General features: G+C 46.7%; 20 protein-coding genes. 8 read left to right on the plus strand and 12 right to left on the minus strand.

From position 1 onward, the window contains the following. Window positions 1-200: 200 nt before the first annotated feature. Window positions 201-1,106 carry a calcium-binding protein gene (locus tag QUA24_RS23920; protein ID WP_333232621.1) on the minus strand — a complete coding sequence of 302 codons (906 nt, stop codon included), beginning with the start codon at window positions 1,104-1,106 and terminating at the stop codon, window positions 201-203. A gap of 302 nt (window positions 1,107-1,408) precedes the next feature. Between QUA24_RS23920 and eno the strand changes: the two genes are divergently transcribed. Then, window positions 1,409-2,689, plus strand: a complete 1,281-nt coding sequence (gene eno / locus QUA24_RS23925; protein ID WP_445242643.1) for a phosphopyruvate hydratase — start codon at window positions 1,409-1,411, stop codon at window positions 2,687-2,689. A 157-nt stretch (window positions 2,690-2,846) separates the two neighbouring features. On the opposite strand, the gene argC is transcribed toward eno, so the two are convergent. Then, entirely contained in the window at window positions 2,847-3,905 is a 1,059-nt protein-coding gene (gene argC / locus QUA24_RS23930) for an N-acetyl-gamma-glutamyl-phosphate reductase (protein ID WP_333049472.1), read from the minus strand. Window positions 3,906-4,371: 466 nt separating this feature from the next. On the opposite strand from argC, the gene QUA24_RS23935 reads away from it, so the two are divergent. Further along, window positions 4,372-5,388 (plus strand): sulfate/molybdate ABC transporter ATP-binding protein, encoded by a 1,017-nt coding sequence (locus QUA24_RS23935; protein WP_333057474.1) that lies wholly within the window; start codon window positions 4,372-4,374, stop codon window positions 5,386-5,388. 160 nt (window positions 5,389-5,548) lie between these two features. Here the strand turns inward: QUA24_RS23935 and QUA24_RS23940 are convergent, their stop codons facing one another. Next, on the minus strand, window positions 5,549-5,890 hold the full coding sequence (locus QUA24_RS23940) for a low temperature-induced protein (RefSeq protein ID WP_333041098.1): 342 nt from the start codon (window positions 5,888-5,890) through the stop codon (window positions 5,549-5,551). 438 nt (window positions 5,891-6,328) lie between these two features. Continuing rightward, window positions 6,329-7,120: an imidazole glycerol phosphate synthase subunit HisF gene (hisF, locus tag QUA24_RS23945; protein WP_333232623.1), complete on the minus strand. Its 792-nt coding sequence runs from the start codon at window positions 7,118-7,120 to the stop codon at window positions 6,329-6,331. A gap of 512 nt (window positions 7,121-7,632) precedes the next feature. On the opposite strand from hisF, the gene QUA24_RS23950 reads away from it, so the two are divergent. The 3 genes from QUA24_RS23950 to nadB all read left to right on the plus strand — a co-directional run bounded on the left by QUA24_RS23950 (window position 7,633) and on the right by nadB (window position 11,278). Beyond that, window positions 7,633-8,619 carry an adenylate/guanylate cyclase domain-containing protein gene (locus QUA24_RS23950; protein ID WP_333232625.1) on the plus strand — a complete coding sequence of 329 codons (987 nt, stop codon included), beginning with the start codon at window positions 7,633-7,635 and terminating at the stop codon, window positions 8,617-8,619. A 255-nt stretch (window positions 8,620-8,874) separates the two neighbouring features. Then, on the plus strand, window positions 8,875-9,309 hold the full coding sequence (gene psbU / locus QUA24_RS23955) for a photosystem II complex extrinsic protein PsbU (RefSeq protein WP_333164451.1): 435 nt from the start codon (window positions 8,875-8,877) through the stop codon (window positions 9,307-9,309). A gap of 316 nt (window positions 9,310-9,625) precedes the next feature. Next, window positions 9,626-11,278 carry an L-aspartate oxidase gene (gene nadB / locus QUA24_RS23960; protein ID WP_333232627.1) on the plus strand — a complete coding sequence of 551 codons (1,653 nt, stop codon included), beginning with the start codon at window positions 9,626-9,628 and terminating at the stop codon, window positions 11,276-11,278. Between the two features lie 10 nt (window positions 11,279-11,288). Here nadB and QUA24_RS23965 read toward each other — a convergent pair whose 3' ends face one another. From QUA24_RS23965 to btpA, 4 genes are all read right to left on the minus strand, one after another. Continuing rightward, on the minus strand, window positions 11,289-11,558 hold the full coding sequence (locus tag QUA24_RS23965; protein WP_333232629.1) for a hypothetical protein: 270 nt from the start codon (window positions 11,556-11,558) through the stop codon (window positions 11,289-11,291). A gap of 626 nt (window positions 11,559-12,184) precedes the next feature. Further along, complete coding sequence (locus tag QUA24_RS23970; protein WP_333232631.1) at window positions 12,185-14,320, minus strand: CHASE2 domain-containing protein; 2,136 nt, start codon at window positions 14,318-14,320, stop codon at window positions 12,185-12,187. A gap of 471 nt (window positions 14,321-14,791) precedes the next feature. Next, entirely contained in the window at window positions 14,792-15,715 is a 924-nt protein-coding gene (locus QUA24_RS23975; protein WP_333232633.1) for a vitamin K epoxide reductase family protein, read from the minus strand. A gap of 148 nt (window positions 15,716-15,863) precedes the next feature. Beyond that, on the minus strand, window positions 15,864-16,751 hold the full coding sequence (gene btpA, locus QUA24_RS23980) for a photosystem I biogenesis protein BtpA (protein ID WP_333232634.1): 888 nt from the start codon (window positions 16,749-16,751) through the stop codon (window positions 15,864-15,866). 782 nt (window positions 16,752-17,533) lie between these two features. On the opposite strand from btpA, the gene QUA24_RS23985 reads away from it, so the two are divergent. Next, window positions 17,534-18,508, plus strand: a complete 975-nt coding sequence (locus QUA24_RS23985; protein WP_333232641.1) for an SGNH/GDSL hydrolase family protein — start codon at window positions 17,534-17,536, stop codon at window positions 18,506-18,508. Between the two features lie 434 nt (window positions 18,509-18,942). Here the strand turns inward: QUA24_RS23985 and QUA24_RS23990 are convergent, their stop codons facing one another. After that, the gene (locus QUA24_RS23990; RefSeq protein ID WP_015178266.1) at window positions 18,943-19,995 is read right to left on the minus strand and encodes a Gfo/Idh/MocA family protein; all 1,053 of its coding nucleotides are present in this window, start codon (window positions 19,993-19,995) and stop codon (window positions 18,943-18,945) included. A 506-nt stretch (window positions 19,996-20,501) separates the two neighbouring features. On the opposite strand from QUA24_RS23990, the gene QUA24_RS23995 reads away from it, so the two are divergent. Next, entirely contained in the window at window positions 20,502-21,185 is a 684-nt protein-coding gene (locus QUA24_RS23995) for a PEP-CTERM sorting domain-containing protein (protein WP_333216266.1), read from the plus strand. Window positions 21,186-21,221: 36 nt separating this feature from the next. Here the strand turns inward: QUA24_RS23995 and QUA24_RS24000 are convergent, their stop codons facing one another. The 3 genes from QUA24_RS24000 to def form a co-directional block, all read right to left on the minus strand. Further along, window positions 21,222-22,559, minus strand: a complete 1,338-nt coding sequence (locus QUA24_RS24000) for a PrsW family glutamic-type intramembrane protease (RefSeq protein ID WP_333216268.1) — start codon at window positions 22,557-22,559, stop codon at window positions 21,222-21,224. Between the two features lie 181 nt (window positions 22,560-22,740). Beyond that, complete coding sequence (locus tag QUA24_RS24005) at window positions 22,741-22,941, minus strand: hypothetical protein (protein WP_199292547.1); 201 nt, start codon at window positions 22,939-22,941, stop codon at window positions 22,741-22,743. After that, complete coding sequence (gene def, locus QUA24_RS24010; protein WP_190659061.1) at window positions 22,941-23,501, minus strand: peptide deformylase; 561 nt, start codon at window positions 23,499-23,501, stop codon at window positions 22,941-22,943. The genes QUA24_RS24005 and def overlap by 1 nt, the downstream gene beginning before the upstream one ends. 101 nt (window positions 23,502-23,602) lie before the next feature. Between def and QUA24_RS24015 the strand changes: the two genes are divergently transcribed. Further along, entirely contained in the window at window positions 23,603-24,115 is a 513-nt protein-coding gene (locus QUA24_RS24015; protein WP_333232636.1) for a DUF1648 domain-containing protein, read from the plus strand. Window positions 24,116-24,355 lie beyond the last annotated feature (240 nt).

The raw sequence follows: 24,355 nt of genomic DNA on the forward strand, positions 1-24,355 counted from the left end.
GTTCTTGTTTTCTTGACCCGATCTTAGATTCTTCGGATTCCTTTTGTCAAGCATGATTGAGACGCTCTTACCCTGGCTGATATGCCTTCCCAGGCAGATCCTGGGAACGAGGATTGAGAGCCTTGTTGTTGTCGGATGGGCGTTTCGTGCCGCCCATCCGTGCTATGCAGATTACCCTTGCCCACCAATTGGTAATTATCCTAGAGCACCTCATCCGATACAGATATAAACTGAAGTTGATCCGGCGAAACATCCTTCACCAAACCCAAGATATTGCCGGTACTAGCTTCCCGAATCACAGTCGCCTTAGTATTTAAAATTCTAAAATCAGCCGTTCGAGGAATTCCCGGAGGAAAAGGCCCGCTGCTGTCATAATCTCTGGCATCACCAATTGTTAAAAACCTTTCGCTCAAAACAATATCATTTCGCGTCAATCCAGACGCTAATCCAATTACATCACCTTCAGCCCGATTGTAATCGAGAATAAAATCGGCAGGCACTTCATCTACATCAAAATTGCCGCTAGGAGACGGTTGAAGCGAACCAATCTCTCCCGAAGTTGCTCCCACTCCTGTGCGGGCGATAAATAAATCTGCGCCTTCACTTCCCCACAGTCTATCAATTTCAGCATCACCGATTAGAGTATCATTTCCGCTCTCTCCTACTACAGCATCATTCCCTTTTCCGCCGCGAATAAAGTCATTGGCCGTGCCTCCATAAACGTAGTCATTACCTTGATCTCCGCTGACAAAATCGCTGCCACATTCTCCATAAAGAATGTCAAAATCTTGGCCACCACGAATAGTATCGCTGCCGCAACCTCCAATTAAAGTATCTGTGCCACTGTTACCGTTCATCAGTTCCGCACCACCGGAACCTCTGACAAAATCGTTACCAGCTAAGGCACGCAAACCTCCTGGAGTATTCCGCAGAATTCCATTTGCTAATTGAAATGCGTCGTCATTGGGAGTTAAGTCAAAAAAGTTGGGGTCGCTGCCGGGATTTGGCAATGACCCTGTCAGTAATTTTATGTTTGGGGGATCAGCAATAATTGGGTCTGAATTTTCAGCTAATGCTCTAATTTCTCCGAAATTTGTTTCTAACATCCTAAGTTTCTCCTTTTTTGATTGACTTTGTTGACATTCTGATTTTAACAAAGATTTCAATTAAGAAATCTGCGGGAATCTGGGGTTAAAACAATCAAATTATTGTCAAAATTGCCGTAGATATTTATTCAATAAGCGTAGTTTATTGACACCAGGTTGCTCGTCCAAATCCGCAAATATTTTGAACTGTGTACCAATAATTCTGGGGATCGCGTAATCTATTACCCGTCAGCAGTCAGCGTGGGAAAACCCAGAGACTGCTAATTGTCATGAAACCTTGAGTTAAGTCAGGAATAATTAATATGCTAGACACTGCGATCGAATCTATTCAAGCCAGAGAAATCCTCGACTCCCGTGGCCGCCCCACCATTGAAGCTGAAGTTTACCTAGCCAACGGCGTTGTGGGGATCGCCCAAGTCCCCAGCGGTGCGTCTACAGGCTCTTTTGAAGCCCACGAACTCCGCGATGATGATAAAACCCGTTACGGCGGCAAAGGAGTCCTAAAAGCCGTTGCTAACGTCGAACACAAAATTGCCCCCGCTTTGGCTAATATAGATGCGATCGACCAAGCACTGGTAGACAAAACCATGATTGACTTGGACGGTTCCCCCAACAAATCCAACCTCGGCGCAAATGCCATTCTCGGAGTCTCCTTAGCCACAGCAAAGGCTGCCGCCGAGACTTTAGGACTCCCCCTTTACCGCTACTTGGGCGGGCCATTGGCGAACGTTTTGCCCGTACCACTGATGAACGTGATCAACGGGGGCTCTCACGCTAACAATAATGTGGACATTCAAGAATTTATGATTGTCCCTGTGGGCGCGCCATCTTTTAAAGAAGCTTTACGCTGGGGTGCAGAGGTATTTGAATCCTTGAGTAAAGTCTTAAAAGCTGAGGGTTTGCTGACTGGTGTGGGTGATGAAGGCGGTTTTGCGCCTAATCTTAAATCCAATCAAGCAGCTTTGGATTTGTTGATTGCAGCTATTGAAAAAGCTGGCTACAAACCGGGTGAACAAGTTGCTTTAGCTTTGGATGTTGCTGCTAGCGAATTTTACAAAAATGGGCAGTACACTTTCGACGGTGTGGCTCATTCGCCGGCAGAATTAATCGATTATTTGGATGGTTTGGCCGGAAAATATCCGATTGTTTCTATTGAAGATGGTTTGCACGAAGACGATTGGCACAGTTGGGTAGCGCTGACTGAGAAAATGGGCAGCAAAGTTCAATTGGTTGGTGACGATTTGTTTGTTACTAATCGCACGCGGCTGCAAAAAGGAATTGATTTGAAAGCTAGCAATTCGATTTTGATTAAGCTGAATCAAATTGGTTCTTTGACGGAGACTTTGGATACGATCGACCTCGGCAAACGGAACAGCTATCGAGCCGTCATCAGCCACCGTTCGGGTGAAACTGAAGATACCACAATTGCCGATTTAGCGGTAGCGACTCGCGCCGGCCAAATCAAGACTGGTTCTTTGTGTCGCAGCGAACGAGTGGCCAAATATAACCGTTTATTGCGGATTGAAGACCAATTGGGCGATCGGGCAATTTATGCTGGGTCGATCGGTTACGGGCCCAAGTAACACTGGATAATTGGGAATTGGGAATGGGTAATTGGTAATCGGTAATCGGTAATTGGGAATGGGTAATTGGTAATCGATAATCGGTTAGTTTTTAATTTTCATCACCAATGCCCAATGCCCAATGCCCAATGCCCAATTACCAATGCCCAATTACCAATTAAGGATAGAAAGCCAATTGTGGCAAACCCAAAGTTTCTTCCCAACCCATCATCAAGTTCATGCACTGGATGCCTTGACCGGCTTGTCCCTTAATTAAATTGTCGATCGCCGATAGCACAATCACCCTGTCAGTACGCGGATCGACTTCCACACCGATATAACAAAGATTCGTGCCACAAGCCCATTTTGTTTGGGGGTAAACTCCAGCCGGTAACACTTTTACCCAAGGACAATTGCGGTAAAAAGCACTGAAAATTGTGATTAAATCTTCCCGCACCAAACCCGGATCGCGCAAAGTTGCGTACACAGTAGCCAAAATCCCCCGCACCATCGGAATTAGGTGAGGAGTAAACTGAACTTTAATATCATGTCCCGCTAAATCGCTGCAAATTTGCTCGATTTCTGGCGTGTGGCGGTGGCGGCCAACACCGTAAGCGCCCAGAGAACCCTCTGCTTCAGCCAACAAGAGATTAACTTCGGCTTTGCGGCCCCCTCCCGAAGCACCGGATTTGGCGTCGATGATAGCTGTTTCTGGCACAATGAGGCCTTGTTTGAGTAAAGGTGCCAGGGCTAATAAACTAGCAGTGACGTAGCAGCCGGCACAGCCTACTAACTGAGCGTTTTTAATGCGATCGCGGTACAATTCTGGCAAACCGTAAACAGCCGTTGCAGCCAGTTCAGAGTCCGATCGCTCCCCGCCGTACCAAGCTTTGTAAGTTTCCAGATTTTCAAATCTGTAATCAGCCGACAAATCCAAGACTTTGCAGCCTTTCTCTATCAGCGTCGGTGCCATTTTGCAAGCTAAACCGTTCGGCAGCGACAGAAACACAACTTCGCATTTTGCCGCTATTTTGTCTAGGTCGATCGCCTCCACTGTCAAATCAATGCAGTTAGTCAGATGCGGATAAAGGCTGGAAAAAGGTTTTCCCGCACTGCTATCCCCGCCCAAATACACTACTTCAGCCGCTGGGTGATCTGCCAGCAGTCGTACAAGTTGCACGCCGCCGTACCCTGAAGCGCCGATAATTCCTACAGGCACACGTCCAACATCTCCCATTTTCCTTTATCCCCTCAGCCGTTGAAGTCAAAAACGCTTGAACTTTTGCTGCATTGTAGTACCAAACGCCAACTTTGGTGGCAAAGAATTGTGTTGTTTTGTTTTGGAGGTGCATTTTTGTTAATTTTAGGCTGTTGGACACCGCCCAAAAACCGATACAAAGCCCCGACTCCTTTCCTGGAGAGCCCAAAATTTTTGACCAAAGTTCCATCTTCCAGATTCAAAGCTGCAAGTAAATCTCAAATCTCAAATCAAAAATCTCAAATCGACTGACGGCTCGCCAAAACCCTAAAATTAACAAACTGATGTGCGATCGTGCTATAAAAAACTTACTTTAACCCATCCACAAACCGGAGATTAACATTTTTCCCTCTTGCCTCTTGCCTCCTGTATCCTGCGTCTTCCCTCTTCCCTTTTCCCTCTTCCTTCTTCCTTCTTCCCTCTCCCTTCTTCCTTCTTTCTTCCTATGGGCATAGTCGTAGAAAACGTATCAAAACAGTTTGGCAGTTTCCAAGCACTTGATCGAGTCAGCTTAGAAATTGAATCGGGTTCCCTAGTCGCATTGCTTGGCCCGTCTGGTTCCGGCAAGTCTACACTGCTGCGGCTGATTGCCGGTTTAGAAATGCCCGACTCCGGCAAAATCTGGCTAACAGGCCAAGATGCGACCAATACTAGCGTCCAAGACCGCAAAATTGGGTTCGTATTCCAGCACTACGCGCTATTCAAGCACATGACAGTGCGAAAAAACATCGCTTTCGGGCTGCAAATTCAGAAAACACCGCCCGCGAAAGTCAAATCGCGGGTAGAAGAATTGTTGAATTTAGTGCAATTGGCAGGATTGGGCGATAGATACCCGTCGCAACTTTCAGGAGGCCAGCGGCAGCGGGTGGCCCTCGCCAGAGCCCTGGCTGTGGAACCGAAAGTGTTACTGCTAGACGAACCTTTTGGAGCTCTCGATGCCAAAGTTCGCAAAGACTTGCGCGCTTGGTTGCGGCGACTGCACGACGAAGTTCACGTTACCACAGTCTTTGTGACGCACGATCAAGAAGAAGCGATGGAAGTTGCCGATCGAATTACAGTAATGAATAAAGGTAAAATCGAACAAGTCGGCACACCTGCAGAAATTTACGACCATCCAGCTAGTGCTTTCGTAATGAGTTTTATCGGGCCAGTCAATGTATTGCCCAGCAGTTCAAGAATGTTTCAAGACAACGGCTTTGACTCAGCCAACCCAGAGATTTTCTTGCGCCCTCACGATGTAGTAATTGAAACTACAGAAAATAGTGCAACGGTGCCTGCAAGAATCAGTCGCTTGATTCATTTGGGATGGGAAATTCAGGTAGAATTGACCTTAGATGACGGTCAAGTAGTAAACGCTAATTTGACTAGAGAAAGATTCGATAGCTTGAACTTGCAACCCCAGCAAAGAGTGTTCGTAAAGCCGAAAGATGCCAAGTCCTTTCCACTTTTTTATTCCATCTAAGAGCGATTCTGAAAACTCAAGCTAAGTTTAGATTGAATACTGCTTTTTCAAGAATGTGGCGCGGTGCAGTGTCTCTACAAAAAAAATCTAGGGACACGGCATCGCGCCGTGTCCCTAATCTTTTATACTGACAACTGTCCGCTGACTACTGCGCGCTGAGTTAGTCTTTAATTTTGTTGACAGCTTTTTTGACTTGTTGCTCAAAGGATGTAGCTTGTGTATTGGAAGGATTTTTCATTTTTTCAATGTCAGCATCTCCCTGAACTTCGTTGGGCCCTTTGCTGGCTTTTTCTTGAGTTTCTTCCAAGGACATTGGTTTTTTCAGTACAGCTTCTTGAGATTCTTTTTCAATTCCTAAAAGTTGGTCTTCACCTTTGGTGGGGCTGCTAGTAACTGCAAAAGCCGGGAAAGCATTAGAAACAAACATCAAGGCACAAAAACAAACAGCTATTAAAGTGCGGACTAAACGCTTGGCAGGGAAGTTAAAGCTGATAAAAGACATACAAAATTTCTCCGTTTTTAGAAGTTTTGATCGCTAAGATTGTTAACAGGCTGAAGCTCACTCATATTCTGCACAATCCTTAACTCAAGTTTTAGAAAAGCAACCGTTGCTTTCTTTCAAATTAAGCTAATATATAATATTTAGCTGAAAAAGCTGGTAATTGAAATCCTTCTCAGGGAATATTTCTAGATGACTGGCGTCGATCGCCCCAAGAGAGTTATGTAGAAGGCACTTGTGTAGAATCAAAAAAATTCTCTATAAGTGCCTTCGGATGCGCCTCACATAGCGGTATCAATGTCAGTAACTGGTTTTATCGTTGGGTGGGGTGGGGGCGGGTTTATTTAGTCTCTTTGCAACGTCAGAGGGCGCTTGAGTGAACCCGCAGAGAGGTTTGTTAAAAATGTTGCAAGATATGAGATGCGCCCGACTATCCACTGACTAATGACTAATAACTAATGGCTGCTGCTGTCGCACGGGAACTTGAGATTTTGCTAGATAAGTTTTAATTTCTTCTACACTGAGTTGCCCGTAATGCAGCAGGGAAGCCAGCAGTGCAGCTTCTGCTTTGCCCTGTGTCACGGCTTCGTAGATGTGGTGGCAGTTGCCGGCGCCACCGGAAGCAATGACGGGAATTTCAACAATTTCGGCAATGCTGCGAGTTAATTCCAAGTCGTAACCGGCTTGAGTGCCATCAGAGTCCATGCTTGTCACCAGAATTTCGCCGGCGCCTCGCTGTTCGGCTTCTTTGGCCCAGGCGATCGCATCTAGGCCGGTATTTTCTCGCCCTCCGCGCACGTACACGTCCCAACCCAAATTATCTGCGTCTTGCCGTTTGCGGGCGTCGATCGCCACTACAATGCACTGATTACCAAATCGATCGCTGGCTTTGTCAATTAAACTCGGATCGCGCACCGCCGCCGAATTAATACTCACCTTATCAGCGCCCGCCCTCAACAAACTTTTAATTGTGTCTAAGGATTGGATACCGCCGCCCACCGTCAAAGGGATAAATACGCGATCGGCCGTTCGGTACACCACATCGATCATAATATTCCGGTCTTCGTGAGTCGCCGTAATGTCCAGAAACACCAACTCGTCAGCACCGGCATCATTGTAAACCTGAGCCATTTCTACCGGATCGCCAGCATCCTGAAGGTTGACAAAATTGACACCTTTGACCACGCGACCGGCTTTCACATCCAAACAAGGCAAAATTCTTTTCGACAGCATAAAATTCTCGTGTTTCCAACTTATTGACCGCCGCAGCGAGGAAAAGGCTTTGTTGATATCTTCAAAAACCCGAAGTTAAGCCACAAATCTTAAAGATACCTTGTGTTTAACAATTCTCGGTCGGAGCCGGAGAGCCATTTTTCAGTTTTTTTAGGCCCCCTGAGAATAAATAAAACTTGGCTCGCAGTGGGAGCCGTGACCTTAGGTAGAATATGGCTAGAGAGTTATGTTTCCGCAAAAAGCAACAAATTTAAGTCCCCAGAGACATCTTTGGGGTGAAAAATATGACAATTTCGCCTATGATCGAACCATAACTACCTTCGCTGGCGATCGAATTGTGGTTCGGCAATCCTGTATGCTTTGGTGCATCGACGATCGACTAAACAATTTTAGATTTGAGAACAGCAGATTTGAGGTTTTTTAGCAGCAATCTCAGTTATAAGCCGCGCGGTAAAGTTAAAATTTAAAGTTTAAAATCTCAAATCGGTTGACTTGATGTCGTTTTTAGGGCTGTGGTGACTTTGCAAGCCAATCCACATTTGGTACTTCGTACAGAGAAAAGCGGCAATCGCTACTTGCCGCTCTCCGGCAGCAATTGCTGGACAGTAGGGCGGAGCGATGACAATAATTTTGTACTGACAGATCGCTGGATTTCCCGTAATCACGCGATGTTACAGCAAATGGAGACAGGAGAGTTCTACCTGATCGACTTGGGCAGCCGCAATGGTTCCTTTGTCAACGGGCGGCGCGTCAGTATTCCTGTCACTCTCAGAAATGGCGATCGGATTATTTTCGGTCAAACCGAATTGGACTTTTACAACCCAACCGCCGGTCACCGACACGATCCAATACACGAGACAGACTCTGAAGATTTTACGGCGACTTTGACGGTGCGTAGCCTCATTAGCGTCATGGTAATGGACATCCGAGACTTTACAGTTTTGACTAGGCAGCTAGACGAAACCCTCCTCTCGGAAGTTATCGGCAACTGGTTCCGCAAAGCAGGACAGATCATTCGCGAACACGGCAGTTGGGTGGACAAATACATCGGCGATGCCATCATGGCAGTCTGGTTCCACAAAACCAGCGGTGTCAGCAGCGAGGAAATGATGCGGATTTGCCAAGCTTTGAGCGAACTGCACAAGGCAACAGACGAACTCAGCAGCCGTTACCCCCTGCCTTTTCCTTTGCGAGTCGGGGCTGGCATCAATACCGGTTATGCAATGGTGGGAAATTCTGGCAGCAGCGACCGATCGGACTATACCGCCTTGGGAGATACTGTAAACGCAGCATTTCGCCTGGAATCTTGCACCAAGCAACTTGGCAAGGATATCGCTGTGGGAGAAACTACCTACAAATACCTGACGCAATTGGGGGCCCAGGACGCTTTCGAGCAGCACACCGTTGCTTTAAAGGGTTACGACACTCCCACCGTGACTTACGGCGGTACTTATGCTGACTTGAATGCTTTTCTCAAAACGAAAGGAAAAAGTTCTTGATAGCGAGAAAATTGGGGGCGGGGCAAAAATTAACCCTTTAAAATGGCAGTCCGAGTTTTTAATTGGGAGTGCCTTTGATAAACTTGCCTGCGATGCTTAAAAGTCGGCTAATGTCATATATTGTCCGCCTTGTCAATACCCAAATGTAAAGTTTGTAACAGCCCTCTACCTATTGCGGATTTATCTGAAAAACTGCATAAGCAAAATGGTAGTCTCTACATAAATGCTGTGTATGAAATTGGGAGACAAAACTTCATGAAACGATTGGGTCGTCTATTGGCAGTATTGGGCTTAGTGCTGGGCTGCTTTGCATGGGCTGGAGACCAAAGCGCGATCGCGGCGTCATTAAGCCGTATCGTCTTGCCATCATCCTCGCTCCTAGCTGTTGAAGCTCCGGCTAGAACCAATCGCGCCGATGAGAAGCTTGCCACAGAATACGGCAAAAAACTTGATTTGAACAACAGCGCCGTCCGGGACTTTCGCCAATATCGAGGGTTGTATCCCACTTTAGCTGGACTAATTATTAAGAACGCTCCTTACGAAAAAGTTGAGGACGTACTCAACATTTCAGGTTTGACGGAAGCTCAGAAAAAAGTGCTGCAAGCTAACTTGGACAAATTCACCATAACTGATGTCGAATCAGTCTTTATTGAAGGAGATACCAGGTTGAATAACGGTCTCTACGACTAGGTAGCAGAGGGCCTCATTTGAAGGCATAAGTCATTGGGCAGAAGGCATTCGGCAGAAAGAAAAGATTTTTTTTCTCTTAGGCTGATGACTTCTGCCTTTAATTTATCAAGACTTACTTTCAACCACCATTCGGCAAAAACCGACCAAAATTGGCTAGATTGAAATCAGCGGGTTCCCCTGATTCATCTAAAATCTAAAATCTAAAATCTAAAATCTAAAATCCCTTGACTGACATTAGTTCAAGTCCCCAGATTCATCTGTAGACTAAAATCTAAAATCTAAAATCTAAAATCTAAAATAGACTGGCGGCAGACTTATGACTGACAAATTTGACGTATTGGTAATAGGTGCTGGCGCGGCGGGTTTGTATACAGCACTTTGCCTGCCAGAGCATTTGCACGTGGGCTTGATCAATAAAAATACCCTGCCTGTTTCTGCAAGCGATTGGGCTCAAGGAGGGATTGCGGCGGCGATCGCCCCTGAAGATTCCGCAGCGCTGCACGTTCAGGATACACTGGCTGCGGGAGCCGGTCTTTGCGATTTGGAGGCGGTGAAATTTTTAGTCGAGGAAGCTGGTACTTGCATCGACTCCCTGGTGAAAATGGGCGTTGCATTCGATCGCACCGGCCCCGATTTAGCCCTTACCCTAGAAGCAGCGCACTCCCGCCGCCGAGTTCTCCACGCCGCCGACACTACGGGCAAAGCCGTTATCAGTACGCTGACAGCAAAAGTATTAAGCCGCAAAAACATTCAACTCGTATCTCCTGCCTTTGCTTTGAGTCTGTGGCTAGACAAAACCGGGCGGTGTCAGGGGATTAGCTCGATTTGCGGTTCACAAGTCAAGTGGCTGCAGGCCAAAGCCGTGGTGCTGGCGACAGGTGGCGGCGGACAAGTTTTTGCTCAAACGACCAATCCGTCGGTAAGTACCGGGGACGGGGTGGCAATTGCGTGGCGCGCCGGGGCCTTGCTGCGAGACTTAGAATTTGTGCAGTTTCACCCGACGGCGCTGAGCACTGCGGGCGCGCCTCGGTTTCTCATTAGCGAAGCGGTGCGGGGAGAAGGAGCTCATCTGGTTGACAGTAAGGGATATCGCTTTGCTTTTGACTCTCACCCCAGCGGGGAACTAGCCCCTAGGGATGTTGTCAGTCGCGCTATTTTCCGCCACTTGCAGAAGACGGGGGAACCTCATGTGTGGCTGGATTTGCGCCCGATTGCGGTCGATCGACTTCGCTACAGGTTTCCCAATATTATTCAAGTGTGCGCTGATTGGGGAATTGATATTTTTTCCGAACCGGTGCCGGTGACGCCCGCGGCCCATTACTGGATGGGAGGGATTGTCGCTGACAAGTTTAACCAAACTTCGATTCCGGGTTTGTACGCGGTGGGAGAAACTGCGAGCACGGGGGTACACGGCGCTAATCGGTTGGCGAGCAATTCGCTGCTGGAATGTCTGGTTTTTGGGGCGCAGATGGGACTTTTGCAGCTAGAAAGTGGAAGGCCCGAGGCATTCGCAGATCAGTTCCAGGCGGGGGAAATCTGGGAAAAATCGATTTCTGAACAGGACATTGAGGCGATCGAAAGGTTGCGGGTTGAATTGCGGAATTTGGTGTGGCAGAGTGCGGGCATTTGCCGGGGACAGCGGGATTTGGAAAGGGCGATCGTCCAACTTGAGATTTGGCGGCAAGAATTTGCTTCGTTGCCTTTGAGTCAAACGCTTGATAATTTACGACCCGGACAAATTATTAATTTTTCGCCTGCTGAGGCGGAGAATAGCTCGATTTTGCGAAATTGGGGAGAAGTTGGGAATTTATTGGATATCGGCTATTTAATTGTCAAAAGTGCTGCGTTTCGCACTGAAAGCCGTGGCGGTCATTACCGAGTGGACTATCCCCTCACCGACCCGGATTGGTGCAGCCATACTTTAATTCACCAATCCAATTGGTACAAATCTCCGCGAATAGAAGATTGAAAATTTAGGGTCAGCGCGTCCCCGTACCATCACTTTCTGGGTTCCCGTTCGGGGTTGGTTCGTATGCTTGGGGATTTCCAAACCTAGATGTTGGTGTAACTTTCCAAACTCTGGGGGTCGATCGCGTCGGCCTCTCGCCGGTGCTACGGGCTTTTGTTAAGTTGCTAGTTGAGTTGCTAGCAAGTCGAGCGGCATTTGCGGTGCCGACTACATTCACTTGCAGGCATGCCGCCAGGGTTGCCGTTGTTGTGAGCTGAATCAAAGTACGCATAGTATTCACAGCCTTATTCAAATCACCACAATAGATCCACGTCTGTACCACCTATTATATCTATCACTTTCCGTATTTCCACTGATATCTTTACATTTACTTTAATTAATTTTCGTAAGTTTACATGATTTTTTTTACATTAAGGCTTTTTAGCGGTTTGAATTTTGTTTCAGGTGGTGATTTATTTTAAGATTTTGTAACATTTAGAGAAGACGGCAAGTTGTTCTCATAAGTTTTATATTTTCTAAGTATATCTAATGCCAGATGACAGATTAGGCCTCTTGCAAAAAAAATATGTGTTATACTTAAAAGTTTGCTCAAGTTTAGGTCAAATTTTGAATTATTGGGTTGATTGGCATCTCCTTAAACTTGCCGGGCCTGCTAGATTTAAAAAAGGTCTAAATTTTCTATGATAGCACAAAATTATTTTACAAGAGGTCTATTATAGTATTTTAAATGACATAATCTTAGATTTGAGATTTCACTACTTTGGACATTTTTTTCAACGGTTTCAAAAACCTTAGAGGGCTTACAGTTTAAGGATCTAGCTATTTTTTTAAGTTAGCTGCACAGGCTTATCAAGAAGGGGGTGGGGACTTTACCTATAGTTGCATTATGTTTTTAACTAATCTTAATTAATAAAAGTGATATTGGTTTTTCCCTCGTTCCTTGGCACGATACATCGCAACATCGGCATTCTTAACTAAAATATCTGGCTCTTGACCGTCAATGGGATATAAGCTAATGCCAATACTTGTAGTTACAGAAACTTTATGTTCTTCTAAAATAAAAGGCTGCATGATGGCGTCGCAAATTTTTTCCGCTACTTTGGCAGCTTCCTCGCGACCTGGAATTGCCGGCAAAATGATTGTGAACTCGTCGCCGCCCAACCGCGAGATGGTATCGCTGCCCCGCAAGCATTTTTTGAGCCGACTGGCAACTGTTTTTAAGAGTAAATCGCCCACATTGTGTCCGAGAGTGTCGTTGATTGATTTAAATCCATCTAAATCTAAGAACAGTAAAGCTACCAATTCCTGATTGCGGGAGGCTATTTCTAGAGACTGATGCAAACATTCGTAGAACATTTGACGGTTGGGCAAACCGGTAAGAGCATCGTGATAAGCTTGGTGGCTGAGCTCAGCATTTTTTTGTTCTAGGGCATTTTGCCGAAGTTGGCGCTCGGTAATATCTCTGATTGCTCCGACTAAAAATAGGTTGCCGGCAGCATCTTTATGCAGGGATCTTTTAGTCGCAATTAGATGCGTAATTCCGTGAGCGTCAGTAAAATATTCTTCATTTTCTCGCGGCTGGTGAGTTTTAAATACTAATTCGTCTTGCTGCCAAAATATCTCGGCTTCGGCGTGGGGAAATAATTCGTAATCGGTTCGGCAACTTAAAATTTCTAAAGGATAGCCAATAAACCGACAATATGCCTGATTCAAAACTACGCAGCGGTGAGTTCGATCTTTGACAAAAATGGGGTCGGGAATTGTATCGATTAGCGATTGTAAAAATTCTTTAGACCGTTTTAATTCTTCTTGCAAGTGAGCCAGATAACCCACAACAGCAGCACCAGAACCCACAAGACTGAGGATGGGAGGAATTAACGGTAGCCACCAACCTCTTAAGAAGACTAAGTATAAACTAGCACTTAGACTTAGACAGATACTTAATAAACAGTAAGCCGATCGACCAAGCGATCGCAAATTCCAACTCACACTTGCTCCCGCCCAAGACCAGAGTAAAATCCACAGCAACTCCGCAGCCTCTGGCCAGACATTGATACCCCCGCGCCCATCGAGGGCTGCACTCAAAATTTGGCTCAACAAATGAGCCTGAAGCTCGACTCCCGGTATTTGCTGGGGAGGAGCAAACCAACCTGAACTGTAAGAATTTTGGTAAAAGTCTCTGAGGCTGGGGGCACTTGAGCCGATCAAGACAACGCGCGATCGTACAAAATCAGCAGGTACTGTGCCAGAGAGCACATCGCTCATCGATGCAGTGCGAAAACTGCCTCGCGGGCCGCGCAGGTTGGTCAAAATTTGATAGCCGCGGCTGTCTGCTCGAACATAAGCACCATCATTCGGTTGAAAAGGCCGAAAAACCCCCTTGCCTAACTGCAAGTATTTAGGATTGGCTTTTGCTGATTGAGGGGAAATTCCTTCGCTTTTGAGGTAAAGCAAAGCCAGTCTGAGTGCGAAACTTTGATGAGTTTTGCCGTCTCCGGGCCAAGCATAGAGCAAAGTTCGCCGGACTTTTGAGTCAGCATCGATAACAACGTTGTTGAAACCAATTTGATCGAGCTTGTCAAGTACCGGAGGCGGGCGAACTCCGAGCCTGGTTTCGTCGGGCATCAACTCAATGCCGATTAAGTTGGGAATAGTTTTAAAAGTTTTGAGCAATTCGGCGTTACCCGGTTGAGTTGGCAAATCTCGGTAAACGTCGAGGCCAATCGCCCGCGGCTTGCCAGCGTGCAATTTTTGCAGCAATTGGGTCAAAACAGCATCCGAAATTGGGTAGCCGTATTTTTGCAAGTCAGCTTCCTTAATTTCTACAATGACGATGCGCGAGTCAATGGGTTCGGCCGGCCGCCAGCGCACAAAGTGGTCGAAAGCAGCCCATTCCCACACCTGAAAACATCCGAACCAGCGCATTACAATGACGCTACTAGCAACGGCACTCGCAGTAATCAATACTCGGCGTTCTCGATCGACCCATTTTTTGATAGTTTCTAGCATATTTTGGGGATGTAGACCTCGCCCTGTGAGCATCTAAACTACTACTACGTATAGGTTTTACCTCTCCGGGGCGATCGGCTAAGTCGATTTTATATTTTAGGTTTTAGATTTTAGATTTTTTGGTTTTTCGGTGCGGGCGAGTCGATTTTAGATTTTAAATTATCCAATTTTTTGGTTTTTTGGTGCGATCTGGCTGCAACAGCAGAAACCGGGTTTTGCAACCCAAATATGTCATTTCAACAATCATTCTGGTAGCAGAAACCCGGTTTATTGCATTTTTATGTAAAATTTTTAGTAATTATTCACCGAGCTAAACACTAGAAACCCACACCTTGTTTTATTTTTTTTCGTTATCACTAATTTTTACTATTTTTTATTAATTATAGATGCAAAATTTTAGATTGATTTAGCAGCACGAGCCAAGAATAAACTAAGTTAAAAACCAGGATATTTCCTGCCGCTCAATCTAAAATCTGTCATCTATAATAATCTCCAACTTTCCTGTTAGTTTTGAAAGTTACGGGGACCCGTGTAACCCGATAAATCAGCGAGTTTCTCCAAAGATTGTGTCCCCGCATAAAACTGACCATTAATCTCCCAAGTCGGGAAACCTTTAACATTCGCAGCAGCAGCTTTGCAAATTTCAGCGCGGGAATTTTGCCCCCTGGGATCGCATTCAAAATAATCAATTATTTTGGCTGCTTCTTTGCCGAAGAGCATTTTTTGGTCGTGGCAGTGGGGACACCAGTAAGCGCCGTACTCTTTAGCGCCGATTTGCCGGAGGTGGCGGGCCAAAGCCATTTGTGCCGGGCCGGAGATTGTAGTGACGGCAGGGGGTACAATTCCGGGGGTAGAGACAGTAGGAGCAGGTGAGTTGACGCTGTTATAAAGTCCCAAAGCGCCGATCGAACTCACCATTGCCACCAAAATGCCTGTAAACACCAACTGTCCGATATCTTCCCACTCGCGCCCGACTAGCACCAGCACAAACAGCGACAGCGCAAATAAGGCGGAAGTGATGCAGTAAATGCACAGTTCCTGAATTTCAAAAGCCATCAAATACATCAAATAGCTGCTGAAAATTACCATCGCAGCGGTGATGATAAAGAGCGCTTGCCAAGTTTTGTTTTCTACTTGAGAGTGCAGGCCTTTCTTGGTGTCGGGATTGACGGCTTTGGGGGCCAATGCCAGGATTGCTATGCTCAGGTAAGCCAAACAGCCTAACAAACTTAAAGGCACTGTGCCAAAGACTGTAGCGTAGGGACTGTTGAGAACTTTGTCGCAGCCGCTGGTGGGACAAATGACCGAGCCATTGGTGAATTTAGCGATCGTGAGATAGGCCGTTTCTACGACGCCTATGGCTGCGATCGCTGCCATCACAGTCCGAGACCAGCGATGAATCCAAGGGGTTGAACGTCGGCGAATCATTTTTTGATTTGGTAATTGATAATTGGGAATTGTTGACTGTTGACTGTTGACTAATGACTGTTAATGGTTAACTACTGACTACTGACTACTGACTACTGACTACTGCCAAGTGTCAACTGTCAACTGTCAACTGTCAACAACTCCTATTTTACGTTTTACTTGTGACTTTGCCCGGTTCCGGTGTTGGCCCTCTTGAGCCATTAGTATCTCTATTTTCCTGTTCGGGCTCTTTCTGTGACAAGCTGCGGCGGGCGGCTTCTACAAACTGACTGACGCGGATCGGATCTATAGGCTGCTCGATGCGGCCGTTTCGCTTCAGGGAACTCGATACGATTACGCCGTCAGCGGCCTGCATGAGGGTGGAAATGTTTTCCCACGAGGCGCCACTGCCGATGAAAACTGGAATTCCCGCCGCTGCTGCACTCGCGAGTTCTAAGTCTTCGAGATTGGGAGGGCTACCAGTTGTCCAGCCGGAAAGGATTACGGCGTCGGCTAAAGCGCGCCCGATCGTCTCTTGGACGGCTGTGGTCAAGTTGGGGCTGCCTAGGGGTCGCCCGTGCTTGACTAACACGTCTGCTAATATTTTGACATCGCTGCCCAATTCCCGGCGGTAGCGCAGTAGCTGGTGAGCTTGGCCTTCAATTAAGCCTTGGTCTGTAGCCATGATGCCGTTGAGGACGTTGACGCGGATGAATTGAGCTCCTGTGCAGGAGGCGATGGCGATCGCGCTGTGGGCGTCGTTTCGCAGCACGTTAACGCCGATCGGCAGCGTCACGAGATTTGTTAGCCTCTCAACTACCAGAGTCATGGCACTTACCACAGCCGGATCTACGCTGTCTTTGGCAAAAGGAGCGTCGAAAAAGTTCTCAACTATGATACCGTTTGCGCCACCAGAAGCCAGCGCTGTAGCCTCTTGCTCGGCTCTTCCGATAATAGCTTTGAGGTTTCCGCCCCAGCGGGGAGAAGTTGGCAAAGGCTGTAAATGTACGACACCGATTATGGGATTCGGCGTTTTGAATATTTGTTTTAAGTCCACGGATTTTCCTGAAACCACCAAGTTCACCAAAAAACGAGCGGGAAGCCCCTGACTTTACGCATGGGGAGGAAGGCGGCTGCGACGACCGTCGCCTTGAATCCCCTTTCGGGGTTGGAGAGGTCGGGTTGCCTCTCCGGTGAGGTATGGTTGCCTCAATCTCCCTTTCGGGGTAATGTTCGCTTCGAGAATGTTTAGTGAGCTTGTTAGGCTGAAAGCACTGGTTTGACCCCTTTAAGCCTGTTTAACTCTCAGCGATAGAGCGGAAAACTAGCGTCGCATTTTCCGGTATCGTGACTCAAAAAACGTAGGTCTGATCCTGTCTCTGGTAAGGTTTGGGCTTTCGGTTCAATCTCGCTCACAGAGCCGGACTGTCTTGAAAGCCCCCGCTTTTAAGCGTGGGGTTCCTTACTGACGGCTGACGGCGGATTTTGACGGTATATTCTAGAATTCTATATCCACGGGGGCGATTCGGTTGACTTAATCGGGTCGCCAAGTTGCTCCAACCCCGCAGCCATAACAGTTTAGATTTTAGATTTTAGATTTTACAAAGGCGACCTACACACGTCACTCCAAGACAGATACTTGCTTGTAAGCAGGAGTCCTGGAAAACAAAAAAGTTCAGGTTTTAGCGAGATCTCGCAGATTCATCTGTCGAGTCAATGCTTTAATCTTTAATCTCAAATCGAGTGACTACAATCAGGGATGAAAGCTTGACTGCAGTTGCATTCTTTTTTATACCTTGGTGTCGGCAGGGGTTTTTCCTTCTCTATCGAGGTTAAGTGGTGGAAGTTGTTCTCATAATTTTGGCTGTCACCGCAGGATTGGGGGCAGCAATCGAAGTGCTCCTGCGGGTGCTGCTAGGTTTTGGTAATCCTTTGATTTATATTGCCGATGCCGAGTGCGGCTATTTGTTGGCGCCCAATCAGAAGGTGCATCGCTTGGGCAACCGGATTGAGATTAACGAGTATTCGATGCGTACTGGAGCGATCGCCCCGATACCCCCTGCAGAAACTCTGCGCGTCTTGCTGTTGGGAGATTCTGTCGCCAACGGTGGTTGGTGGACGCATCAGACAGATACGATCTCGGAAATTATGACTCGGAATTTGAGACTGCAAGTACAGAATGTGGCGAACAATACACAATTAGCTTCACAAGTCAACTATTCAAATTTTGAAGTTCTCAACGCCTCAGCCAATTCTTGGGGGCCGAGGAATCAACTTGCTTACGCCAAGCGTTTCGGTGTTTTTGGGGCAAAGGCTTTGGTTTTGCTGCTCAATACGGACGATTTGTTTGCGTCGGCTCCCTGTTCTCTGGTTGTGGGGCGCGATCGATCTTACCCGGATCGCAAACCCCGATCGGCTACGCTAGAGTTATTAAGCCGTTACCTGCTCCCTGCAGTGCCGACTCGCCAATTGGCAGCACCCGGAGCCACAAGCAGCGATGTAGTAGCCTGCAACTTAGAAGCTATTCGCCAAATCCAGAAAATAGCTGTATCCGCCAACGTCCAGTTTTTGCTAGCAGTCACGCCGAAGCGGGGCGAACTCGGCGGCCCGCTTCGGCGTGACTGGGAAGTCAAAGCTAGAGCGCGTCTCGCCGAACTCGTAGAAACAGAGAAAATTACTTACATAGATTTTCTTCCCATTTTCAATGGTGCGGCCGAATTTCCAACTTTGTATCGAGACAGCATTCACCTGAGTCCTCAAGGAAATCAGCTAGTTAGCAAAACCATCAGTCGTCAAATAGTCGCTCTTTGTTAGCATAAATCGTGACTTCACCTAAAGACGGATACTTGTTCACGACTCCTGTTGTCGAGAGCAAAAAAGTTTAAACCTTAGTTCAAGCCCCCAGATTCATCTGCAGAGTCAATCGATTTTAGATTTTAGATTTTAGATTTTAGATTTTAGCCTTGACCCCACGGATCAATTCGGGGGCTCCTTTATCGGATACAGGTTTTTTATTTATGGACGAATAAATCCGGGGGCTTGTATCCTGGATGCTTGATTGTCAATCTAAGATCTAAAATCGTTCGACTGAGGGCAACCCGACGCTCGCACTCGCCGAACTTCTCACGCCGAATTGTCCAATCTCAAATCGACTGACATCGAATCCGGTTGCATGGGAACAGTTACCATCTTCAACGAACAACAAACCCAAAGTAAAAGCACCCGGAAACGACACGATTTGTCTCGATTTAGCTAACTTGCAAAGTAGACTCTAGCTCTTTCGGATACCAAGCTTGACCGTCGAGAGCCATTTGCTCGATCGAACTCGCAAGCCGCAGAGCTTTGAGAGCTTGTTCTCCTCCCACAGAAGGCTGATTTCCACCCCGCACGCAATTAATAAAATGCTCCAATTCTGCGTGGAGCGGTTCAATATTGCTGGTGTAAACTTTCTCGATCAACCCATCTTGACGGTAAAGCACCTGACCGTAATCCGTCACGTAATTGGCGGTTGTTTGTCGGTGAATCAAGATTTCGTTGTTGAGAAAATCTGCCTCTGTCAGAGAATTCTTGCAGTGAGCGACGATTGAACGGAGTTTGCGGTGCGTCACCTTACTGGCAGTCAGGGTGGCGACAATGCCGTTAGCAAAGTTCAACGTCGCTGTCACGTAGTCTAAATAACCTGAATCTGAGGCTCTGCTGCCACTGGCTGTCAGCTTCACCACTTGGGAATCTGCCAATTCCAAAAGCAAGTCGATGTCGTGGATCATTAAATCCAAAACTACCGATACGTCGTTAGCCCGCTGGGAATAGGGACTCATCCGGTGAGCTTCCAATGCCAGTAACTCTTCAGTTTTCAGCACTTTGCCGAGTTCCTGAAAAGCTGGATTGAAGCGCTCGATGTGACCCACTTGTAAAATCCGGTGGGCCTCAGCAGCCGCGTTGACCAAAGATTCGGCTTCGGCAATGCTAGCCGCGATCGGCTTTTCAATTAAAACGTGAACACCCGCTTGGAGACAAGACATCCCCACAGGGTGATGCAGGCGAGTTGGAACGGCGACGCAAACTGCATCTACGTGGGCGAGCAAATCTCGGTAGTCTTCAAAGAAGCGAACCCGGTATTTGCTTGCTACATCTATTCCCCGCTCTACATTTATGTCTGCAACACCCACGAGTTCGATATCTTTTAGCAAGCTCAGAACTCGCGTGTGATGCTGGCCCATATTGCCAACCCCAATCACCCCAATGCGGAGGGGTTCGGGTTGACTTCGCTGGGCGAAAACGTTTGCGTATCCCAATGACATCCTATCTAGCACTCCTGGATTCTCCTCCACCACCACAGGAATCAAGCCCCTTGGCTTCCCTCAGCTACTCACAGCCATCCAGATAGTACCACAGTCAAACTATTTGTGAAGAATTTCTAAGTTCAGTTGCGATTATCGCATCAGGCAATTAAGCAGAAGCGAATCATACACAAGGAGAGAATACTGGGACAAAAGGTCTGGAAATTTTGTATTGACAAAGATTATTAAATGTGCAATGGGAGCGGGACGATCGCCTGCTGCATCGCCACAACACAAACCCGTCGGAATATTTGGCGATTACGATAAAACATTTTTCTAGTTTGTGTTCAAAAGTCATAGTGAAAGTCATAAATTATACAAATACAATAGGTGACGCATCCGTATTAGTTCGGTTATTTACATTCGGCAATCTTTGACTTCAAAAAAATTTACTTTAAGAATGGGGATAATTACGGGCGATCGCTGACTCAAATAAATTACACTTACGTAAAGCTTAATAAAAAACAATGAGTCACAAACAAAGGCACAGATTAGGAAGTGGGATCGCTAGCACAATTTTAAGTTTGTTTTCTGCCGTGTCATTGGTAGGAGTAGACAAAGCACAAGCCGCCGTACTCACCTACAATATCAATTTTGACGGTCAAGGTAGCGGTTTTTTAAAGGTGGATAACTCCTTGCTTACAGGAATAGACATTGAAGGAATTTCCGAGGGGACAGTTTCCGAGGGAAGAATGTACGGTTTTACTTTTCCCGAGTTGGGAAGCACAAAAGAATATGATAATTTGGCAGGGGTTCGAGCTGTATTTCGTGAAGGGCAGTTTCTCGGAGTGCAAGCCAGCGGCGGCGACGGTGCGATAAGAGACTATATCAGTCCTCCAGACGAACCAGGAGGGCCTTTTTTCTTGAGGGTTGAGGGCAGCGCATATTGGTCTATCGGAGTTACCTCTGGCTCGTGGAGTAGGGAGGTAGTACACAGACAGGTGAACTATCAATCATATATAGACGATGGATCGATCGTCACCGACAGCTATGTTATATACTCTAGATATATCTCCCCCAATGCCGAGGTTTCTTACACTTTAGTGAATACCGAACCCGAACCTGTTCCCGAACCTCTCACTGCTGGGGGGACAGCTTTAGCATTGGCAGGTTTAAGCTGGTTAAAACAAAAGAAAAAAATGGCAGCTTGAGGTGCGATCGCACCTCAACAATTAACCAGTCAGAAGTCACCTTTCAAAGAATATTCGAGTTGCAAAATTTTGCTCTCGATTCGGAGACAGAGCTCTGGCTTTCAAAATCGCAGCTACCAAAAAGGTATAGGACAAAACTCCCACCAAGGCAAGCAAAAGTACGCTGACGGCTCCCGACGCATTCCACAAAGCGTGAAGTGCGGAAGCACTGAAATAACCTACGCCCAAAATTTGCCAGCGCTTCCTGGGTTTGAGGGCGCTCAAACCGATAAAATATCCCAAATAGCCGCTGTAAGCCATGTGTCCGGCGGCGGAACCCAAAATGCGGGGAATTAGCAACTGCAATCCTACTAATTGTCCAGCGTCCGGCCCTGCTTGCAGGGTGACATTTTGGATGACATTGGGAACGTACTGTCCCAGAGTTTCTAACAGTGTAAAGCCGACTGCTGAGGCACTTCCTAACAGAATTCCGTCTAAAGGTTCCCAAACGCCGATGCGATCGCGCCAGGGATTTTTCAGCCAATTTCCCAGCAACATCGCTCCCAAAACGGGCAGGGCTTTCAGCAATTCTTCCATTAGACCCGCCCCGAAAAACATTCTGCTCAAAAAAGGCAAAAAACTGATTGTTTCGCCTTCGATTGGCAGGCGACCGGGCAAAATTTCTCTAAATACGAATATAAATCCAATTAATAAGGGGCTGCTCAGAATCAGGACTGTAGCTAAAGCCGAACCAAGCAATACCCACCAAGGCTTGTGTTTGCCGCACAGTTGATAGATAAAGTAGTAAGCCGCACCGGCGAGGTAAGCTGACAGCAGCAAGTTGAATGCTGCGGAATTTCCCACGGCGACAAACATCGACACGACAACAATAACTGTGGCGATACCTGGATATAAGTAAGCTTTTTGGCTTAATTGTTTGCCAGTGGAGGCGATCGGGAATAATTGAGTTAAAGTGAGAGCATCTTTTTCGCTACCAGCAAAATTGCCCGTTTGTGGTGCTCTTAATCCTGGTTGATTTTGGTAAGGGGTTATGGGAGATTCAAATATAAATTCAGGGCCGTCAAGGCCGAGACTGATGCGATCGCCTGTTTCTAAAGTTTGGCAGCCAGAGAGCTTTTTTCCGTTGATATAAGTTCCATTAGCGCTGTTGAGGTCGCAAATTTCCCATCTCGTCAAAGTACCCTGAGTTAGGGGACGGACTGCGGCGTGGCGGCGGGAAACCATGCCGTGGACGATCGACTCTAAAGTTATTTGACAATTGCGATCGCGTCCGATGACCAATTCCCCATCTTCAGAAAGTTGGTACTTGGATACTGGGGTTCCCACAGCGTCTTTGGCTGGCACTTGTCGCAGAAATCCGATTTCATTAGTCATGAGTTATGAGTCATTAGTCATTAGTCATTAGTCATTGGTCATGAACTCGCAAGCTGTTACCTGATGTTATTTTTGAGCAGTCTTTATTCCACAGTTATTGGTTGTTAGCTGCTGACTAATTACTAATTACTAAATACTAATTACTAATAACTGCTGACTAATGACTAATGACTAATAACTCTTATAGATTGGCCCTGGCATCCTGAACGGCTGCATAGAAAAATATGCCAGTTAGCGGTACGCTCAGGGCTAGAATGATGCCGGTGACTAAATTGCCAAGTTGAGCTTCTCCCGATGACAGCTCAAAGATGGAGCCGACTGCCGCGATCGCAGTGATGCACGAAAGAGCTAAGAGTAAACCACTTTTCGGAGTTCCTGCCATCATACTGATTTTACTGCCTTTGGGGAAAATTTATGCTTGACTAATGCTTCATTTAGTGCCAGCTTGTTTTCTACTCTGTCTACAAACAGCACTCCGTTGAGGTGATCCATTTCGTGCTGAATTGCCCTTGACAGTAACTCTGTTGCTATCAGGGTTTGTGGGCGGCCGTATTCGTCGCGGTAGGAGACTTCAATGACTTCTGGGCGTTTGACTTCTAAATAAACTCCCGGAATGCTCAAACACCCTTCTTGCAAGATGCAGATATCGCCACTGCTACTTTTGATGGTGGGATTGATCAAAACGATTGGGGGTGTAGCGGGATTTTCCGGGTCACAGTCGAGGACGATTACTTGTTTGTGGACTCCGACTTGGGGGGCAGCCAAACCGATACCGTCGGCACTGTACATGGTTTGCAGCATTTCTCGGACTAGCTGCCGAATTTCTGCATCGACGCTTTTGACGCGCTTGGCTGGCTGCCGCAGGACGCGATCGCCTAATGTGTGTATTGTTAGGGGCGGTTTTTCTAACTTTTTCTTTTCAATCAAGACCTGAGCCGTCATAGAACCTCGCGGGATGTTTGGAAACCCCCAACGAAAGCTGTTGGGGAATGGAATTGGAACCAATACTATTATTTTCAATATTAATCTAATTTTCAGTAGCCATGACTGGAAACCCACCAAACCAACGGCCGATTATTTCTCTGGGGCTTTCGCCTGTTTTAGTGGCGGTAGAGCTTTTAGGTGCGATCGCGATTTTGCTGGCTGTTTTGCTCATCATCAAGTTTTGGGCCGTTTTGCCCGATCGAATTCCGATTCATTTCGGCTTGGGGGGGCTGGCTGATGCTTGGGGCGACAAGGTGACGATTTGGCTCATGCCGGCTGTGGCTGCGATTATTTTTGCGGTTTTAACTGCGGTATCGCGCTATCCGCATACTTTTAATTATCCCGTACCGATTACTTCTGAGAACGCTCGCCGGCAATATCTGTTGGGGCGAAGCCTTTTGGTTTGGCTGAAGGCGGAGATTTGCTGGCTGTTGGCGTTTGTGGTGCGGCAGCAAATTCTTGTCGCTTTGGGTAATGCTCAAAGGTTTAGTATTGAGTTACTTGTAGGGTTAGTTGTTTTGATTTTTTCGACGGTTAGCGTGTATTTGCTCAAGGCTTATTCTGCTCGCTAGATCTTGGACAAAAACCTTAGATATACCTAAAAACCAAGTTTTTGGCCGAGTTTTTAAGTGCCGTTAATAATATCTAACCTCTCCAAAATAAAGAAACTTACTTTATAAGTAGGAATAAAATCATAAAAACTTTATGAGGAGTTTAGTCCTAACGACAAACATTTTTGGTAATTGCTCAACTAGGGGAAAAAAGGGAGCCATCAATAGAGAGAGCTTTTTGAATGGATTGATAAGCAGTTA

Origin of the sequence: Microcoleus sp. Pol12B5 (genome assembly GCF_036701335.1) — a bacterium.
Classification (GTDB): Bacteria; Cyanobacteriota; Cyanobacteriia; order Cyanobacteriales; family Microcoleaceae; genus Microcoleus.

What these genes read in the sequence shown, in the direction of transcription:
- QUA24_RS23920 (WP_333232621.1), bottom strand. Translation starts at nt 1,106, where the DNA reads ATGTTAGAAACAAATTTCGGAGAAATTAGAGCATTAGCTGAAAATTCA.
- eno (WP_445242643.1), top strand. Translation starts at nt 1,409, where the DNA reads ATGCTAGACACTGCGATCGAATCTATTCAAGCCAGAGAAATCCTCGAC.
- argC (WP_333049472.1), bottom strand. Translation starts at nt 3,905, where the DNA reads ATGGGAGATGTTGGACGTGTGCCTGTAGGAATTATCGGCGCTTCAGGG.
- QUA24_RS23935 (WP_333057474.1), top strand. Translation starts at nt 4,372, where the DNA reads ATGGGCATAGTCGTAGAAAACGTATCAAAACAGTTTGGCAGTTTCCAA.
- QUA24_RS23940 (WP_333041098.1), bottom strand. Translation starts at nt 5,890, where the DNA reads ATGTCTTTTATCAGCTTTAACTTCCCTGCCAAGCGTTTAGTCCGCACT.
- hisF (WP_333232623.1), bottom strand. Translation starts at nt 7,120, where the DNA reads ATGCTGTCGAAAAGAATTTTGCCTTGTTTGGATGTGAAAGCCGGTCGC.
- psbU (WP_333164451.1), top strand. Translation starts at nt 8,875, where the DNA reads ATGAAACGATTGGGTCGTCTATTGGCAGTATTGGGCTTAGTGCTGGGC.
- nadB (WP_333232627.1), top strand. Translation starts at nt 9,626, where the DNA reads ATGACTGACAAATTTGACGTATTGGTAATAGGTGCTGGCGCGGCGGGT.
- QUA24_RS23970 (WP_333232631.1), bottom strand. Translation starts at nt 14,320, where the DNA reads ATGCTCACAGGGCGAGGTCTACATCCCCAAAATATGCTAGAAACTATC.
- QUA24_RS23975 (WP_333232633.1), bottom strand. Translation starts at nt 15,715, where the DNA reads ATGATTCGCCGACGTTCAACCCCTTGGATTCATCGCTGGTCTCGGACT.
- QUA24_RS23990 (WP_015178266.1), bottom strand. Translation starts at nt 19,995, where the DNA reads ATGTCATTGGGATACGCAAACGTTTTCGCCCAGCGAAGTCAACCCGAA.
- QUA24_RS23995 (WP_333216266.1), top strand. Translation starts at nt 20,502, where the DNA reads ATGAGTCACAAACAAAGGCACAGATTAGGAAGTGGGATCGCTAGCACA.
- QUA24_RS24000 (WP_333216268.1), bottom strand. Translation starts at nt 22,559, where the DNA reads ATGACTAATGAAATCGGATTTCTGCGACAAGTGCCAGCCAAAGACGCT.
- QUA24_RS24005 (WP_199292547.1), bottom strand. Translation starts at nt 22,941, where the DNA reads ATGGCAGGAACTCCGAAAAGTGGTTTACTCTTAGCTCTTTCGTGCATC.
- def (WP_190659061.1), bottom strand. Translation starts at nt 23,501, where the DNA reads ATGACGGCTCAGGTCTTGATTGAAAAGAAAAAGTTAGAAAAACCGCCC.
- QUA24_RS24015 (WP_333232636.1), top strand. Translation starts at nt 23,603, where the DNA reads ATGACTGGAAACCCACCAAACCAACGGCCGATTATTTCTCTGGGGCTT.